General features: G+C 58.2%; 11 protein-coding genes and 1 riboswitch. Of the genes, 6 read left to right on the forward strand and 5 right to left on the reverse strand.

Features of this window, described 5'->3' with window-relative positions:
• Positions 1-6: 6 nt before the first annotated feature.
• Both IPJ12_09755 and IPJ12_09760 read right to left on the reverse strand, forming a co-directional pair.
• Positions 7-3,603: a PAS domain S-box protein gene (locus IPJ12_09755; protein ID MBK7647429.1), complete on the reverse strand. Its 3,597-nt coding sequence runs from the start codon at positions 3,601-3,603 to the stop codon at positions 7-9.
• A 21-nt stretch (positions 3,604-3,624) separates the two neighbouring features.
• Positions 3,625-4,194, reverse strand: a complete 570-nt coding sequence (locus IPJ12_09760) for a hypothetical protein (protein ID MBK7647430.1) — start codon at positions 4,192-4,194, stop codon at positions 3,625-3,627.
• A gap of 110 nt (positions 4,195-4,304) precedes the next feature.
• On the opposite strand from IPJ12_09760, the gene IPJ12_09765 reads away from it, so the two are divergent.
• Positions 4,305-5,018, forward strand: a complete 714-nt coding sequence (locus tag IPJ12_09765) for an N-acetylmuramoyl-L-alanine amidase (protein ID MBK7647431.1) — start codon at positions 4,305-4,307, stop codon at positions 5,016-5,018.
• On the opposite strand, the gene murB is transcribed toward IPJ12_09765, so the two are convergent.
• Entirely contained in the window at positions 4,993-6,024 is a 1,032-nt protein-coding gene (gene murB, locus IPJ12_09770) for a UDP-N-acetylmuramate dehydrogenase (GenBank protein MBK7647432.1), read from the reverse strand. The genes IPJ12_09765 and murB overlap by 26 nt on opposite strands.
• 218 nt (positions 6,025-6,242) lie before the next feature.
• On the opposite strand from murB, the gene IPJ12_09775 reads away from it, so the two are divergent.
• From IPJ12_09775 to IPJ12_09795, 5 genes are read left to right on the forward strand one after another with little or no spacing between them, the layout of a single operon-like run.
• A complete protein-coding gene (locus IPJ12_09775) occupies positions 6,243-7,010 on the forward strand; it encodes an ABC transporter ATP-binding protein (protein ID MBK7647433.1) in 768 nt (255 codons plus the stop codon).
• Positions 7,011-7,023: 13 nt separating this feature from the next.
• Positions 7,024-7,746 (forward strand): ABC transporter ATP-binding protein, encoded by a 723-nt coding sequence (locus tag IPJ12_09780; protein MBK7647434.1) that lies wholly within the window; start codon positions 7,024-7,026, stop codon positions 7,744-7,746.
• A gap of 31 nt (positions 7,747-7,777) precedes the next feature.
• Entirely contained in the window at positions 7,778-8,992 is a 1,215-nt protein-coding gene (locus IPJ12_09785; GenBank protein ID MBK7647435.1) for an ABC transporter substrate-binding protein, read from the forward strand.
• Between the two features lie 57 nt (positions 8,993-9,049).
• A complete protein-coding gene (locus tag IPJ12_09790; GenBank protein MBK7647436.1) occupies positions 9,050-9,931 on the forward strand; it encodes a branched-chain amino acid ABC transporter permease in 882 nt (293 codons plus the stop codon).
• Positions 9,932-9,964: 33 nt separating this feature from the next.
• Positions 9,965-10,918, forward strand: coding sequence for a branched-chain amino acid ABC transporter permease (locus IPJ12_09795; protein ID MBK7647437.1), 954 nt, complete (start codon positions 9,965-9,967; stop codon positions 10,916-10,918).
• 46 nt (positions 10,919-10,964) lie between these two features.
• Here IPJ12_09795 and metH read toward each other — a convergent pair whose 3' ends face one another.
• Both metH and IPJ12_09805 read right to left on the reverse strand, forming a co-directional pair.
• Positions 10,965-14,630, reverse strand: coding sequence for a methionine synthase (gene metH / locus IPJ12_09800; protein MBK7647438.1), 3,666 nt, complete (start codon positions 14,628-14,630; stop codon positions 10,965-10,967).
• 78 nt (positions 14,631-14,708) lie between these two features.
• Positions 14,709-14,794: riboswitch (S-adenosyl-L-homocysteine riboswitch) on the reverse strand.
• 66 nt (positions 14,795-14,860) lie between these two features.
• Positions 14,861-16,477 carry a sensor domain-containing diguanylate cyclase gene (locus tag IPJ12_09805; protein ID MBK7647439.1) on the reverse strand — a complete coding sequence of 539 codons (1,617 nt, stop codon included), beginning with the start codon at positions 16,475-16,477 and terminating at the stop codon, positions 14,861-14,863.
• Positions 16,478-16,530 lie beyond the last annotated feature (53 nt).

Genomic DNA, 16,530 nt, shown 5'->3' on the forward strand with positions numbered 1-16,530 from the left:
CGATGTTCAGCCAGCCTGATCAATAGCAAAACCGCGGGCGATGCTTTCGATCACGATGCCCAGCTCACCTTCAAACTGGCCAAAAATGCTTTCGGATGGCATTTTCCCAGCATGCAGGGCATCTTCAAGCACCTTGGCGGCGTTCTGCAAATCAAGCGCCCCAATCGTACCGGCCAGTCCCTTGGTGCTATGGGCTCGCCGCTCCGCTGTCGAAAAATCGCCGGTTGCCAGTGCTGTGCGTATGAGTGTCGGTTCATCTTTGAACCTGGCGTAAAAATCGCGCAATACTTTTTCGTATAGCGTTGCCTTGTTCATCATCCGTTTCAGGCCTTCGGCCTTGTCTATGCCCGGCAGGTCAGGAAATCCATCGGTTGAAGTCATGGAAGTGGTCTCTTGTATTTGGGCATGGTTACTTGATGCTTGTTTGGGTTGCCAACGACTCAACATATGTTGCAATAACTCAGGATCGATCGGTTTTGTCAGAAAGTCGTTCATGCCTGCGGCCAAGCATCGCTGACGTTCGCTATCCAGCGCATGCGCCGTCATTGCGATGATCGGCAGATCGGGCACGCGTTTGCTGGCACGCAAGCGGCGGGTGGCCTCCAGGCCATCCATTTCCGGCATTTGGACATCCATCAAGACGATGTCATAGATGTTAGCCTCTTCGAGCAGTTTCTTCAATGCACGCGCACCATTGTCGGCCGTGTCTACGGTGATTCCAAAGGATTCCAGTATCTCGCAGGCTATCAGCTGGTTGGTTGGCATGTCATCAACCAGAAGGACACGCAAGCCGGCAAGGCGGGCGGCATGGGTTGGCAATGCGGAAGGGCTGTTCTGATGGCTTTCGGCAACCAGCTTGCCGATCTGGGTGGCAGTGACTGGCTTGTTAATAACGACATCGAAGCAGCCCAATCGCCTGTCCCCTTCGAGAAGTGCCGTATCCGCTGCGGTGACCATGACCAGTTTGGGCGGTAGCAAGGTCTGGCTACGGATAGATTCAGCCAGTTCCAGGCCATCCATGCCCGGCATGTTGAGGTCGATGGTGACGAATTTGAACGGTGCGACGCGCGCCTCGGCGAGTAGTTGCAAGGCCTGCGCGCCCGACTCGGCCGGAACAGCGGTGTAGCCGTTTTTCTCGAATAGCCGGATAAGGATGGCGCGTGAGAGCGGGCTGTCATCAACCACGAGCGCACGCGACATTGCAGCCCGTGGTCCGACCTCATGCTCGCTGCCCAAGCCCAGCTTCACCGCAAAGGTGAAAGTACTACCGACCCCGGGCTGGCTGGTGACCCAGATGTCGCCATCCATCAACTGGGACAGTCGTTTGCAGATGGTCAAGCCCAAGCCTGTCCCGCCGTATTTTCGGGTGATTGAGGTATCCGCCTGGGTGAATGCCTGGAAGAGATTCTGTTGTTGTTCCTGTGACAAGCCGATTCCCGTGTCCTGAACATCCAGTTCGAGCATGACCGAGCAGCTGTCACAGGGCACGCGGCGGACGAAAACTGTAACCGAGCCGTTGGCCGTAAACTTGAGCGCATTGCCAATCAGGTTGATGAGGATCTGGGCCAGCCGCAACGGATCGCCGACGAGGCGGGGAGGTACTTCGGGCTCGACAAGGTATTGCAGCGCCAATCCTTTTTCCTGGGCACGATGCAACAGTACGCTGGCCACATTGTCGAGGACTTCGTCGAGTACGAATTCAGTGGCTTCAAGCTGCATGCGCCCGGCTTCAATCTTGGAAAAATCCAGGATGTCGTTGATCAACCCGAGCAGCATCTGGCCGGCATTGTGTATGCGCGCCACAAAGTCGCGCTGCTTTGCAGACAGTTCGCTCTTCAGCAAAAGGTGGGCGAGACCGATTACCGCGTTCATCGGGGTACGGATTTCGTGACTCATGTTGGCCAGGAATTCGGCCTTGGTATTGGCTGCCGATTCGGCCACTTGCTTGGCTTCGGTCAGTGCGATTTCGGCAAGTTTGCGCTCGGTAATGTCTTGTAGCGTTTCGATGGCGCCAACAATTTTGCCGCGCTTGTCACGTAGCGGTGCAGCGGTGAAAAACAACCAGCGATTGAATTTCGGAAAGTAGTCCTCGCCTTCAAAAGCGCCCTGCACAAGTTCTGATTGCCTGAATTTGCCGGCATAGAGTGATTCAATCCCAGCCATTTTCCCGGCCATCACCAGGTCGGCCATGATTGGGCGCTGAGCGGAATAAAAGGCCTTCCATGAATCACGCGTGCCAATCATGTCACTGGCCGGAACGCCGATGATTTGTTCGCAGGCGGTGTTCCAGTGAGTGACCGTGTGATTCTCGTCAAGCACCAGCGTTGGCACCGGGCTGGCCTCGATGATTTTGGCGAGCGAGCCGCGGGCAGTTTCCAGTTCGGCCGTGCGTTCCTGGACCAGTCGTTCGAGATTTTCGCGATGCGCTTCCAGCTCGCGCTCAGCGTGCAGCTTGTCGGTAATGTCGCGAACGAAAAGTACAATCCCCGACGATCTGCCGCTCGAATCCATGATGGTCGTGAATGCGGTCGCGGCATCAAACCGGGTGCCGCCGACGCGTTGCATCGGGAGTTCTCGATTGACGATGAAACCGTTGAACTCTTCTGGACTGTCCAGCAATCCGGCGGCTTCACTGGCATCTTCGGCGTTCGCAGGAAGTAGATCGCCGATCCTGCGGGCGCTCAGATCATCCATTTCGTCCAGCCCGAACAGGCGATGGGCCTGCTGATTGGCCATTTGCAGTCGACCGTCCAGGCTCAATAGCAGGATCGCATCAGGGGATGTTTCGACCAGGGTGCGATAGACCTTCTCGCTCTTTTCCAGCTGGTAATGGGCAAGGCGCTCGTCGGTGATGTCGAGGACGAGAGAGAGTATGCCGAGCAACTTGCCATTGGCGCTGCGCAGGGCGACGTTGTACCAATTGCAATGGAGGAGCAAGCCATTTTTACCAAGTGCCGGACCGACATAAATGCCATCACCGCTGCCGCGCATGACCGCGCGGACGACTTCGGTGAATGTAGTGTGCTGCTCATCGGGGAGCAGGAGCCGGTGCACCCGCTTGCCAATGACCTCTTCCGAGCGCCAGCCGAACATCATTTCGGCTCGGCGGTTCCATTCGGTGATGCTGCCCTCGCGGTTCCACAGGATGAAGGCGAGGGGGCTGGTGTTATAGAGCGCCCGAAAGCGAAGCTGGCTGTCGCGCAGGGCGGCTTCCGCCTGCTTTTGCTGGGTGATCTCGATAAACGTGATGACGGTCGGGCCGATTGATGCTTCCTGTCCGGCGGCGGGCGGGCGAACTTCGAACCAGTGCCAGAGTCCGCTGCCGTGCTTCAGGCGAAGGCTGAAGCCGGGGTGACCATGCGTCGCATTGTTCGACAGGTGCTCGAACAGCGCACCCAGTCGCTGACGATCATCAATATGGGCCAGTGCGAGCCAGGCCTCAGGCGTTTCGGGAAGCGCGTCGCTGGGGTAGCCGAGGAGCTCGTGGAAATTTTCCGAAATCTGCAGATAGCTGGTTTCGGGGTCCCAGAGCCAGCAACCGACCCCGGCGGTGACCATTGCTTCAGCGAGTACTTCGGCCGGAATCCTGCGCTGATTGGACATGTTCCGGGGTTCCGCGCGAGGCTAGAACAGCTCGATGTCGTCGCTCTTTTCTTTCATTTCTGCCATGAATTTTTCGACGGCTTCCTGTACTGGCATGCCTTGCATGACTGCGTCGAACATGGCGATTTCTTCGCGCGTCGAATACTTGGCCTTGATCTTGTCCTGAAGGCCGACCCACTCGCTTGGGTTGAACAGCCGACGGCTATCGGAGACGAGATTGCTGAGGTCACCCAGGCTGATGCCGACATGGGCCAGCCGTTGTACCAATTTGTCATAAAACTGGAAGGCGATGATGGCTTGGTGAACCATGCCGGAAACGTGCTCGGAAACGCCGATCAGATTTTGCTTGGCAGCACCGACTTCACCCTGATCGGGCAGGGTTTGCACGGTGTCGGAGATCATCCGCATGTAACCGGCCATGGTTGTGAAAGAGTCAGTCAATACCTCGACGGAGGAATTGCTGTCCTTCATGGCCGCCTCGATCTGCACCGCGGAAAGCTCGAGCATCAGTACCGTCTCGCGGACCTGGCTCCAGTTCAGGTCCGGCATGTGGGCGCTGGTACCGCGCGGCAGATTCGTCTCGTCACTCATTGTTTTTTCTCCCTGATACTGGGCGGAAACTATAGCGCAATTCGTGGCGGGCGTTCTAGGGCCAAACCGGTGGTAGTGGTGGATTTTTCATTTGGCGTGATAATTCCCGTATGGAATCTTTGAAAAATTTCGGTTTTGCCTTGTTTTTCGGGTCGACCGCAGCATTTGCCGCGCCGCCGCTCATTGCCATTGATGTTGGGCATGGGGGCGTCGATGGCGGGGCGACCAGTGCCCGGGGCCGTCCGGAGTTTGCGTTCAATCGCGAATTTGCCGGGGTGCTGGCCGGGGTCATGCGTGAGCGCGGCCTCGGTGTGCGCGAGGTCAATTTTGCCGGCGATATCGGTAGCCTGACGGCACGCCCGGCGCAGGCGGCGGGGAGCGATTTTTTCATCGCCATCCACCACGACTCGATTGGTGAAGCCTGGCTCAAGCCGTGGGTCTGGGAAGGTGTTGAGCAGACCTATACCGAGGTCAAGCGCGGCTACGGCATTTTCGTGTCGGCGCAAAATCCGGATCCTGAAAGCAGCCTGCTTTGCGCTACCAGTATCGGTGCCATACTGCGCCGGGCCGGCTTTGAACCTTCAACATGGCATGCCCGAAAGCATCTGGCGGCCGATGCAGAAAATGGTGTCTGGTACTACGACAATCTGGTGGTGCTTTATAAAACGACCCTGCCGGCGGTACTTTTTGAGGCCGGCGTCATCAAGCATCGCGATGAGGAGCTCGAACTCGGCGACCCGGTGCGTCAGGCCCGGATGGCTGACGCGGTAACGACCGGCATTGCCGCCTGCCTGTTCGCTACAGGAAAATCGGTTCGGGAGTGAGGTCGACCGCGAACTTGGCTTTGACATCAGCCTGAACGGCCGCCATCGTTCGCTTGACGTCGGCACCGGTTGCGCCGCCGCGATTGACCAGCACCAGCGCCTGCTTTTCGTACATGCCGACCGGCCCGAGATTCTTTCCCTTCCAGCCGGCCTGCTCGATCAGCCAGCCGGCTGCCAGTTTGACGCGGCCATCTGCCTGCGGGTAGCGCGGTAATGTCGGGAAATCGGCGGACAATTTATCGGCCAGCTTGGCATCGACCACCGGGTTATGGAAAAAACTGCCGGTGTTCGGGATAACTGCCGGGTCGGGCAACTTGCGCTGGCGGACGGCAATGATGGCGTTGGCGATATCCTTTGGCGTTGGCGTGATGACGTTTTGTGCGGCCAATTCCTGATTGACGTCGGCGTAGCGCAGGTTGGGCGTCCACGCTTTTGGCAGCCGGAAAACAACCGAGGTGATCGCCATCCGCCCGCTCAAATGCCAGCCTTCCTGCTTGAAAATGCTGTCGCGGTAGGCAAAACGGCAGTTGCTACGGTCAACCGGAAAAAACGCCTGTTTTTCAAAATCCCAGGCGGTCAGTGAGTCGAAGCATTCACCGATCTCCAGCCCGTAAGCGCCGATATTCTGAATCGGCGCCGCGCCGACCGTACCGGGAATCAGGCTCAGGTTTTCCAGACCCGGCCAGCCTTGTTGCAAGGTCCATTGCACGAAGTCATGCCAGTTTTCGCCGGCGCCGGCCTCAATGTAGAAGGCCTCGCTATCCTCCTTCAGCAAACGCTTGCCGGCGATGGCCATGTGCAGAACGAGGCCGTCGAAGTCGCCGGTCAGCACCAGATTGCTGCCGCCACCGAGAATAAAGCGCGTTTGGCCGGCCATTTCAGGTGATGCCAACTGCTCGGGTGCCGTAATTTTCAGGTAGCGGGCAGCCTTGCCGGGAAGGGCGAGGGTGTTGAAGGCGGTCAGATCGAGGTTGTTCTTGGCTTGCATGGCAGAATTTTCGTCGATTTTCCGAGCGTTTGCTCGGTTTGCTCCAGGTTATCCGTACTTTGGGCGCCGGATCATCGCGTCAAGCTGAGGCGAATTCGCTGGGACAGTTCGGCTCGCAAGTGCAATCCTCGGGTAAACCCTTGCTAGCGGCGCCCCGAAAAGCATTTAATAATTCACCGTAGGTAAATTGATTGCGTTATAAGCAATTGAAGAAGGCAAGGCTTTCAGGAGAAACAATGAGTGATTTCATTCTGGAGACGCGCGGTCTGACCAAGGAGTTCAAGGGTTTTACCGCGGTTTCCGATGTCAATCTTAAGGTGCAACGCGGCACGATCCACGCGCTGATCGGACCGAATGGTGCAGGCAAGACGACGGTATTCAACTTGGTCACCAAGTTCCTGCCGCCCACCTCGGGAAGCATTATTTTCAAGGGCGAGGACATTACGCGTGAAGCGCCGGCCGTTACCGCACGCCGTGGATTCGTCCGCTCTTTCCAGATTTCCGCCACCTTCCCGCATCTGACGGTGCTGGAAAACGTGCGTATCGGTCTGCAGCGCAAACTGGGGACGGAGTTCCATTTCTGGAAATCGGAAAAAAGCCTGAACAAGCTGAACGAGCAAGCCATGGCGCTGCTCGAGGCAGTCGACCTTGGCAGCTTTGCCGACACCATGACGGCAGAAATGCCCTATGGTCGCAAGCGGGCGCTGGAAATCGCCACGACGCTGGCGCTCGAGCCGGACATGATGCTGCTCGACGAACCGACCCAGGGCATGGGGCACGAAGACATCGAACGGGTGGTCGAACTGATCCGCAAGGTTTCGGCCAATCGCACCATCTTGATGGTGGAACACAATCTGTCAGTCGTCGCCAACCTGTGCGACCGGATTACCGTGCTGACCCGCGGCAGCGTACTCGCCGAAGGGACTTACGAAGAAGTCTCGAAAAATCCGCAGGTGCTCGAAGCCTACGTCGGTTCCGACAACATGAACGACGCGCATCACTGAGCGGGATACAACCATGACCAGCGCTTTCAAACCAAAACCAGAGTACCTCCGCCTGACCGACCTTCATTCGTTCTACGGGGAATCGCATATCCTGCACGGGCTGGATATCAGTGTCGCCAAGGGCGAATGTGTCACCTTGCTCGGCCGTAACGGCTCCGGCCGGACGACCACGCTGAAATCAATCATGGGGCTGGTCGGGCGAAGGACCGGCTCCATCATGGTGAACGGCAACGAGGTCATCAACGTGCCAACGCACAAGATTGCCCACCACGGTGTCGGCTATTGCCCCGAAGAGCGGGCGATCTTTACCTCGCTCAGTGCCGAGGAAAACCTGACCCTGGCGCCCATCGTTTCCAGCGGCGGCATGTCGGTCGACGAGCTTTATCAGATGTTTCCGAATCTGAGCGAACGGCGTACCAGCCCGGGCGGCAAGCTATCCGGGGGCGAGCAGCAAATGCTGGCAATGGCGCGCATCCTGCGCACCGGTGCCAAGTTGCTGCTGCTCGATGAAATTACCGAAGGTCTCGCCCCGGTCATCGTCAAAAAGCTGGGCGAGGTGATTATTGAACTGAAAAAACGCGGCTTCACCATCATTCTTGTCGAACAAAATTTCCGTTTCGCTGCGCCGCTGGCTGACCGCCATTACGTGCTCGAACACGGAGAAATAATCGCCACCATCACTCAGGAAGCACTCCCGGGAAAGATGGAATGGCTGCACCACAGGCTCGGCGTCTAGCCGGGATTGCCCACTCTAGGAGGAGTTACCCATGTTATCCAGAAAATTCAAGACCACCATCTGTGCCACAGGGCTGGCCGCACTGTCTGTCGGTGCTCAGGCCGAGATTTCAGGCGGTTCCGTGAAAATCGGCGTATTGACTGACCTTTCCGGGACCTATTCCGATCTGGCCGGCTCCGGCGCCGTACTGGCCACCAAGATGGCGATCGACGACTTCATTGCCAACGAAAAGCCCAATTTCAAGATTGAAATGGTCTCGGCCGACCACCAGAACAAGGCCGACATCGCCTCGAACAAGGCACGTGAATGGATCGAGCGCGAGAACGTAGATACCGTGACCGAACTGGTTACCACCTCCACCGCGCTGGCCGTCATGAAGGTCGCCAAGGAAAAGGACCGCATCGTGCTGATGAGCGGTCCGGCATCAACGCCGATTACCAACGAGCAGTGCAACGACGTTTCGGTGCACTACACCTATGACACCTACGCGCTGGCCAACGGCACGGCCAAGGCAGTGACCCAGCAGGGCGGCAAATCGTGGTTCTTTCTGACCGCGGACTATGCTTTCGGTCAGGCGCTGGAGAAAGACGCCTCGGCAGTGGTTGTCGCCAATGGTGGCAAGGTGGTCGGTTCGGTGCGCCATCCTTTCCCCGGCTCTGACTTCTCGTCCTTCCTGCTCAAGGCCCAGGCCTCCGGCGCCCAGGTCATCGGTCTGGCCAACGCTGGCGCCGACACGACCAATGCCATCAAGCAAGCCGCTGAATTCGGCGTCACGCCGAAACAGTCGCTGGCCGGCCTGCTGATGTTCATCACCGACATCCATTCGCTCGGTCTGAAGCCGACCCAGGGCATGTATCTGACCACTGGTTTCTACTGGGATCGCAATGACGAGACCCGTGCCTGGTCGAAGCGATTCTTCGACAAGCAGAAAAAGATGCCGACCATGGTCCAGGCCGGCCAGTATTCGTCGATTTATCATTACCTGAAGGCCGTCAAGGCTGCCGGTAGCGACGACACCACCAAGGTCATGGCGATGATGAAGAAGACGCCGATCAACGACTTCTTTGCCAAGAATGGGCAGATCCGCGCGGACGGCCGCATGGTGCATGACATGTATCTGGTCCAGGTCAAGAAGCCTGGCGAATCGAAGTATCCGTGGGACTACTACACGATCAAGGCCACCATTCCGGCTGCCGAGGCTTTCCAGCCGCTGGCTCAGTCGCGTTGCCCGCTGATCAAGAAGTAAGCAGAGTCATCGCAATCCCCAGTGCGGGCATTGTTCGCACCGGGTCTGGAGTCTTCCATGGAAATTTTCGGAATCTCGACCGCCCTGCTTGGCAGCCAGTTGCTGATCGGGCTGATCAATGGTTCGTTCTACGCCATTCTCAGCCTGGGCCTGGCCATCATCTTCGGCCTGCTCAACATCATCAATTTCGCCCATGGCGCTCAATACATGATGGGGGCGTTTGTCGCCTGGATCGCGCTGACCCGATTCGGCATCAATTACTGGGTGTCGCTGATCGCCGCGCCGCTGATTGTCGGCATCGTCGGCGTGCTGATTGAGCGCCTGATGCTGCGCCGTCTGTACAAGCTGGACCACCTCTACGGCTTGTTGCTGACCTTCGGCCTGGCGCTGATTATTGAGGGCGTATTCCGTGACCAGTTCGGCATTTCCGGTGAAAGCTACGAGGTTCCCGAACTGCTCTCAGGTGGTGTCAATCTCGGCTTCATGTTCCTGCCCATCTACCGCGGCTGGGTGATCATCGCCTCGCTGACCGTCTGTTTCGGCACCTGGTACATGATCGAACGCACCAAGCTCGGCGCCTACCTGCGCGCCGGCACCGAGAACTCGCAAATGGTCCAGGCGCTGGGCATCAACGTGCCGCTGCTGATCACCTTCACCTACGGCTACGGCGTGGCGCTGGCTGCTTTTGCCGGTGTGCTGGCTGCCCCCATATTTCAGGTCAATCCGCTGATGGGCTCCAACCTGATCATCGTTGTTTTCGCCGTGGTCGTCATTGGCGGCATGGGGTCGATCATGGGTTCAATTCTGACCGGCCTTGGTCTCGGGCTGATCGAGGGGCTGACCAAAGTCGTTTATCCGGAAGCCTCCAGTGTGGTCGTCTTCGTCATCATGGTCATCGTTCTGCTGGTCCGCCCGGCAGGGCTGTTCGGCAAGTCTTGAAGCGCGAAAAGTGAACACTCGAAGGAAAACCCCATGAATGCGCCTGTCTCGTTTGCCGAATCGAAGATGCCGCTGCTTCTGGCTGTGCTGTTCGTTATCGGCCTGATCGCCCCGTTTGCGGTCTACCCGACTTTCCTGATGAAAATCCTCTGTTATGCGCTGTTCGCCTGCGCCTTTAATCTCCTGCTCGGTTTCGCCGGCCTGCTCTCCTTCGGTCACGCAGCTTTTCTTGGCACGGCGGGCTACGTCTGCGGCATGATGGTGCGCGACGTCGGGGTGACACCGGAAGTCGGCATCCTTGCCGGCACCGTTGCCGCCGGTCTGCTTGGCTGGGTGTTTGGCTGGCTGGCCATCAAGCGCACGGGTATCTACTTTGCAATGATTACCCTCGCGCTGGCGCAGATGGTTTTCTTCCTCGCCATCCAGATCAAGCAAACGGGCGGCGAAGATGGCCTGCAGGGCGTGCCACGTGGCAACTTGCTCGGCTTTCTTGATCTTTCCAACAACCTCGCCATGTACTACGTGGTGTTTGCCATTTTTTGCTTCGGCTTCTTCGTCATCTACCGCACCATCCATTCGCCCTTTGGCCAGATTCTGAAGGCCATCCGTGAGAACGAACCACGCGCCATTTCGCTGGGCTATGACGTAGCGAAATTCAAGCTGATCGCCTTCATCATTTCCGCATCGCTGGCCGGTATGGCAGGAGCGACGAAGACCCTGGTCTTCCAGCTTGCCTCACTGAGTGACGTGCATTGGCATGCCTCGGGCGAAGTGGTGCTCATGACCCTGCTTGGTGGTCTCGGCACCATCCTTGGCCCGATTGTCGGCGCCGCCACCATCGTTACGCTGCAGACTCAACTGCCGGATTCGGTAGGGTCTTGGGTAACGGTGATCATGGGTACGATCTTCGTGATCTGCGTGCTCAGCTTCCGCCGCGGCATCGTTGGCGAACTTCAGGCGCTGATCAAGCGCTCTGGGGTGAACTGATGTCACATGCTGTCATTGCCGGATGGCAATGACAGCAATTTTCAGATCAGAGCAGCGGGGCCAGCCAGTATTCGGCGTCCTTGATCGACATGCTCTTGCGCTTGGCCCAGTCCTCCAACTGATCGCGCCCAATCTTCGGAATAGCGAAGTAAGCGGCGGCCGGATGGCCAATGTAGAAACCGGATACAGCTGCCGCCGGCATCATCGCGCAGGATTCTGTCAAGATCATACCGGCGTTGGCGGGGGCGTCGAGCAGGGCGAACAACTCACGCTTGGCGGTATGGTCCGGGCAGGCCGGATAGCCGGGGGCAGGGCGAATGCCTTTGTATTGCTCGGCGATCAGTTCGGCGTTGGTGAATGCTTCATCGTTGGCGTAGCCCCAGTATTGGGTGCGGATTTGCAGATGCAGCCATTCGGCGGCGGCTTCGGCCAAGCGGTCGGCTAGCGACTTGAGCATGATTGCCGAGTAGTCGTCGTTGGCAGCTTCGAACGCAGCGACACGTTCGTCGATGCGATGGCCGGCGGTGACGGCAAAGGCGCCGACATAGTCATTGTGGCCAACGTAATCGGCGAGCGCCATGTTGAAACGGCCGGTGGGCTGCTTGTGTTGCTGACGCAGGCCGACCCAGCGTGTGAGTTCGGTGGTTCGCGACTCGTCGGTGTAGATGATGATGTCTTCATGCTCGCCGCGAGCCGGGTAAAGACCGAAGACGGCTCTGGCTGACAGCCAGTTTTCCTTGATGATTTTGGCCAGCATGGTCTTGGCATCTGCGAACAGCTGACGGGCCGTTTCGCCGACCGTTTCATTCTCGAGAATGGCCGGATAGCGACCGGCCAGATCCCAGCTTTGGAAGAACGGTGTCCAGTCGATGAGCAGCGACAGGTCGCTCAAACTCGGGTTCAGGGTTTGCAGGCCGAGTTTGTTGGGAATGGTCGGGGCGAAGGGCTGGCTCCACGTGAAATGGTTGGCGCGGGCTTCTTCCAGCGTCACCATCGTCGGTCCTTTGCGGCCGGCATGTTCAGCGCGCACGGCTTCGTATTCGGCGATGATCTCCGCCTTGTAGCCATCACGCTGGTCGACGGAGAGCAGCTTGGTGGCGACGCCGACGGCGCGTGAGGCATCGGGCACGTAAACCACGGTGCCGTCGGTATTGGGTGCGATCTTGATCGCGGTATGGGCGCGGCTGGTCGTCGCGCCGCCGATCAGCAGCGGCTGCTTCATGTTCAGGCGCTGCATTTCGCTGGCCACGTGGGCCATTTCCTCAAGCGACGGCGTGATCAGGCCGGACAGACCGATGATGTCCACACGATGTTCCAGCGCGGCTTTCAGAATGTTGTCGCAGGAAACCATGACGCCGAGGTCGACCACGTCGTAGCCGTTGCAGCCGAGGACAACGCCGACGATATTCTTGCCGATGTCGTGCACGTCACCCTTGACCGTGGCCATCAGGATCTTGCCCTTGCTGCCCAGCCCCGTGCGGGTTTTTTCCGCTTCGATGTAGGGCAGCAGATGGGCGACCGCCTGCTTCATGACGCGGGCCGACTTGACCACCTGGGGCAGGAACATCTTGCCGGCACCGAACAGGTCACCGACGTGGTTCATGCCGTTCATCAACGGACCTTCAATGACGGCGAGCGGCGGCTTGCCCTCGGCTTCGAGCTGGGCGCGGACTTCTTCGGTATCGGCCACGACGAAATCGGTGATGCCCTTGATCAGCGCATGTTCAAGGCGCTTTTCGACGCTTTGCTCACGCCATGAAAGATCCGGCCCGGTGTCCTTGGCCTTGCCTTCCTTGACTGTCTGGGCGAAATCGACCAACGCCTCGCCGGCGTTCGGATGGCGGTTCAAGACCACATCCTCGACCTTCTGCCGCAGTTCCGGTTCGAGATCGTCGTAGATGCCGAGCATGCCGGCATTGACGATGCCCATGGTCATGCCTGCCTTGATGGCGTGGTAGAGGAAAACGGTGTGGATCGCTTCGCGTACCGCATCGTTGCCGCGGAAAGAAAACGAGACGTTGGAAACGCCGCCGGAAATGTGGGCGTGCGGCAGGTTCTGCTTGATCCAGCGTACCGACTCGATGAAATCGACTGCGTAGTTATCGTGTTCCGGAATGCCGGTGGCGATGGCGAAAATGTTCGGGTCGAAGATGATGTCTTCAGCCGGGAAACCGATGCTCAGCAGCAGGTCGTAGGCGCGCTTGGAAATCTCGGTCTTGCGGGCAAAGGTGTCAGCCTGGCCCTTCTCGTCAAAAGCCATGACGATGACGGCAGCGCCGTAGCGGCGCGCCAGCTTGGCTTGCTCGATGAACTTGGCTTCGCCTTCCTTCATCGAGATCGAATTGACGATGCCCTTGCCCTGGATGCACTTGAGGCCAGCCTCGATGATTTCCCATTTCGATGAGTCGATCATGATCGGCACGCGCGAAATATCCGGCTCGGAGGCGATCAGCTTGAGGAAGCGGTCCATCGCGGCGATGGAATCGAGCATTGCCTCGTCCATGTTGATGTCGATGACCTGGGCGCCGTTCTCGACCTGCTGGCGGGCGACGGCCAGCGCATCGTCGAAGCGGCCCTCCAGAATCATCCGCGCGAAAGCCTTGGAACCGGTGACGTTGGTCCGTTCGCCAACGTTTACGTACAAAGAATCGGCGCCGACGTTGAACGGTTCGAGCCCTGACAGGCGCAGCTTCTTTTCGATTTTCGGCACTTTTCTCGGGTTGACCGTGGAAACCCGTTCGGCGATGACGCGAATGTGGTCCGGCGAGGTACCGCAGCAGCCACCGACAATATTGACGATGCCGCCCTTGGCCCAGCTTTCGATTTCATCGGCCAGCATCTCCGGCGTTTCATCATAGCCACCGAAGGCATTGGGCAGGCCGGCATTCGGGTGGGCCGAAACGTAGCAATCGCAGATGCGGGACAATTCCTCGACGTACTGGCGCAATTCACTGGCACCGAGCGCACAGTTCAGGCCGAAAGAAACCGGCTTGATGTGCGACAGCGAGTTCCAGAAAGCCTCGGCGGTCTGGCCAGACAAGGTGCGGCCGGAAGCATCGGTAATCGTGCCGGAAATCATCACCGGCCAGCGGCGGCCAGCATCATCGAAGAATTTTTCGATAGCGAACAGCGCCGCTTTGGCATTCAGCGTGTCGAAAATGGTTTCGACGAGCAGGATGTCGGCGCCACCGTCAGTCAGGCCACGGATCGCTTCAAGGTAATCGGTGACCAGTGCATCGAAGGTGACGTTGCGGAAGCCGGGATCATTCACGTCCGGCGAGATCGACGCCGTGCGGCTCGTCGGGCCGAGAACGCCGGCAACGAAGCGCGGCTTGGCCGGGTTGGCGGCAGTGAATTCGTCGCACAGCTGGCGGGCCAGCGCGGCGCCCGTGACGTTCAGCTCATAAACAATGGGTTCGAGCTTGTAATCGGCCTGCGAAACGGCGGTCGAATTGAAGGTGCAGGTTTCGAGAATGTCGGCGCCAGCTTCAAGGTAGGCGCGGTGGATGCCGCCGATAACGTCCGGCCGGGTCAGCACCAGCAGATCGTTGTTGCCTTTGAGGTCGTGCGCGTGATCGGCAAAGCGCTCGCCGCGATAATCGGCTTCCTGCAATCCGTGGCGCTGGATCATCGTGCCCATGGCGCCGTCGAGGACGAGCATCTTCTGGGCAAGCAGGGCGGAAAGTTCGGCGGTACGGTCGGGTTGCTGCATGATCACCTCGGCAAAGCTTGAAGGTACCGGGCGCACCGCAAAATCAAACGGCGTCGCAAACCGGGACAGGGAAACTGGGGTTTGCGAGCGCCGTTGAACATTGCCGAGCCTGGCCCCGGAATTCATGCAAAAGCATGAAAAGGGTCGCAGCGCTCCTCGGCAGAGCCCGTAGTTTACCGGTCGCCGTGCCGGCTGCCAAGTTAAGCGACTGATTTTGTGGAAAAGGCGAGCTACTTGCCAACCGGCCCGAACGTTTGTGCCTCCATCAGTGATGCCATGAATCGCTGTTCACTGCCTTCGCTGGAAGCAATGGACACCGCATTGCGCCCCTGATTTTTCGATTCGTACATGGCCCGATCGGCCGATCTGCGCAGCACATCCAGTGTTTCGCCATGCAGTGGGCACACCGCAATGCCGATGCTGCAATGGATATTGAGCGGCCCGGCGCTGGTCTCGATAGTTTCGGCCACGGCGTCCAGCAGTTTTTTGCCGACATTGGCGGCATCGAGCACTTTTTCGATATTTGCCAGCAGAATGATGAATTCGTCGCCACCATGCCGCGCCACCGTATCGCAGGCACGAAGCTCAGCTGCCATGCGCTTGCTGCTGGCAATCAGGACTTGATCACCAATTTCATGACCGTAGCGGTCGTTGATTTCCTTGAAACGGTCGAGATCGACCAGCAACAAGGCGAATGGGGTGCCGTTTCGCAGCCAGTTTCGGTGTGCCTGATCGAATCGGTCAGTGAACAGAAAGCGGTTGGGCAACTCAGTCAGCATGTCGTGGGTTGCCAGATAGGCTGCCCTTTCGTGCTCCTCGGCGGCGCGATCAAGGGACCGGTAGTGACGCAGCGTGACCCAGGGCACGATCAGGAGCGCACCGCCCAGCAGGATAAGCATGGTCAGGGTTTCCGAATTCAGTAGATCCTGCCAGCGCAATTGACGGTTGAAGGACATGATCGCCGGTTGCGACGGATTGTCGATTTTCAGGCGCCGTTTTAGATTGGGTAAAAACAGCTTGTCCAGTGCGCCTGATTCTGCGGCCTTTTGTTCGAAAAGAAGGCTGTCGAGATTCGTTGCCGAGGCGAGGCGGGCTGTGAATGCGATATTCTGGTGATCGATCAGATTGCCGTGATTCGGCAGCAAGGCCTGGGTTTTGATGACCAGCAAGGCAATCATCGTGTTGCCGAAAAAGTTCAGCGCGGAGGAGGCCGTCCGGGTGGCACGGTTCACTTCCTGAAGCAGGATATAAGCGCTGCCGCCTTCGTAGAGATCGAAAACGGGTGAAACGACCGGCCTGATATTGTTGTGAGCCAGGGCCATGGTCTGTGAAAGATAGTCCACCGTTTCCAAGCGCACACCATAAATCGCCTGGGCGTCCGGCAAGGACGGATACATGAAGAGAATCGGCCAGGTCGCTGTTTTGGGTTGCTCGTCCTCAGCAACATGTCCCGTGATTGCCGGGAAACTTTTGATGGCAAAATCCGGACGCCAGCCCTTGCGCAAAGAGGTTTCGAGCCCTTTCTGTTCGGATAAGGCCACCTGGCGGGCGACTTCGATCATGTAGATGTGTGGGTAGGCAGAGGCCGCAGATGCGGCGTAGCGCATTGTCGAGTCGGTATCGCTGCGGTCTACCGCATGTAAAAAGGCAGAAAAACCCGCCAGAACCGCTTCATTGGTATCCAGTTTTTGTTTGACCTCGCCGGCCATGAGCTGGACGTCTTCATCGAAATGCCCTTCCCAGCGACTTATCTGAGCCGATAGCAGCAGATGAGCGGCGAAGGCAATGATGGTGAGCCATGCAGCCAGCAGGATGAGCAGGGTAGGGCGTAGCGGGTGCCGAACCATTTAATAAATTCCTTATTTTCACTAAATGTCTCATCTGCTTTGCGCCTTGTAAA

This window comes from Betaproteobacteria bacterium, assembly GCA_016709965.1.
In the GTDB taxonomy this organism is placed as follows: domain Bacteria; phylum Pseudomonadota; class Gammaproteobacteria; order Burkholderiales; family Rhodocyclaceae; genus Azonexus; species Azonexus amarohabitans.

Excerpts from the sequence above, each read along its gene's own strand:
- IPJ12_09785 (MBK7647435.1), top strand. The coding sequence starts at position 7,778 with ATGTTATCCAGAAAATTCAAGACCACCATCTGTGCCACAGGGCTGGCC.
- IPJ12_09795 (MBK7647437.1), top strand. The coding sequence starts at position 9,965 with ATGAATGCGCCTGTCTCGTTTGCCGAATCGAAGATGCCGCTGCTTCTG.
- IPJ12_09790 (MBK7647436.1), top strand. The coding sequence starts at position 9,050 with ATGGAAATTTTCGGAATCTCGACCGCCCTGCTTGGCAGCCAGTTGCTG.
- IPJ12_09760 (MBK7647430.1), bottom strand. The coding sequence starts at position 4,194 with ATGAGTGACGAGACGAATCTGCCGCGCGGTACCAGCGCCCACATGCCG.
- metH (MBK7647438.1), bottom strand. The coding sequence starts at position 14,630 with ATGCAGCAACCCGACCGTACCGCCGAACTTTCCGCCCTGCTTGCCCAG.
- IPJ12_09805 (MBK7647439.1), bottom strand. The coding sequence starts at position 16,477 with ATGGTTCGGCACCCGCTACGCCCTACCCTGCTCATCCTGCTGGCTGCA.
- IPJ12_09755 (MBK7647429.1), bottom strand. The coding sequence starts at position 3,603 with ATGTCCAATCAGCGCAGGATTCCGGCCGAAGTACTCGCTGAAGCAATG.
- IPJ12_09765 (MBK7647431.1), top strand. The coding sequence starts at position 4,305 with ATGGAATCTTTGAAAAATTTCGGTTTTGCCTTGTTTTTCGGGTCGACC.
- IPJ12_09780 (MBK7647434.1), top strand. The coding sequence starts at position 7,024 with ATGACCAGCGCTTTCAAACCAAAACCAGAGTACCTCCGCCTGACCGAC.
- IPJ12_09775 (MBK7647433.1), top strand. The coding sequence starts at position 6,243 with ATGAGTGATTTCATTCTGGAGACGCGCGGTCTGACCAAGGAGTTCAAG.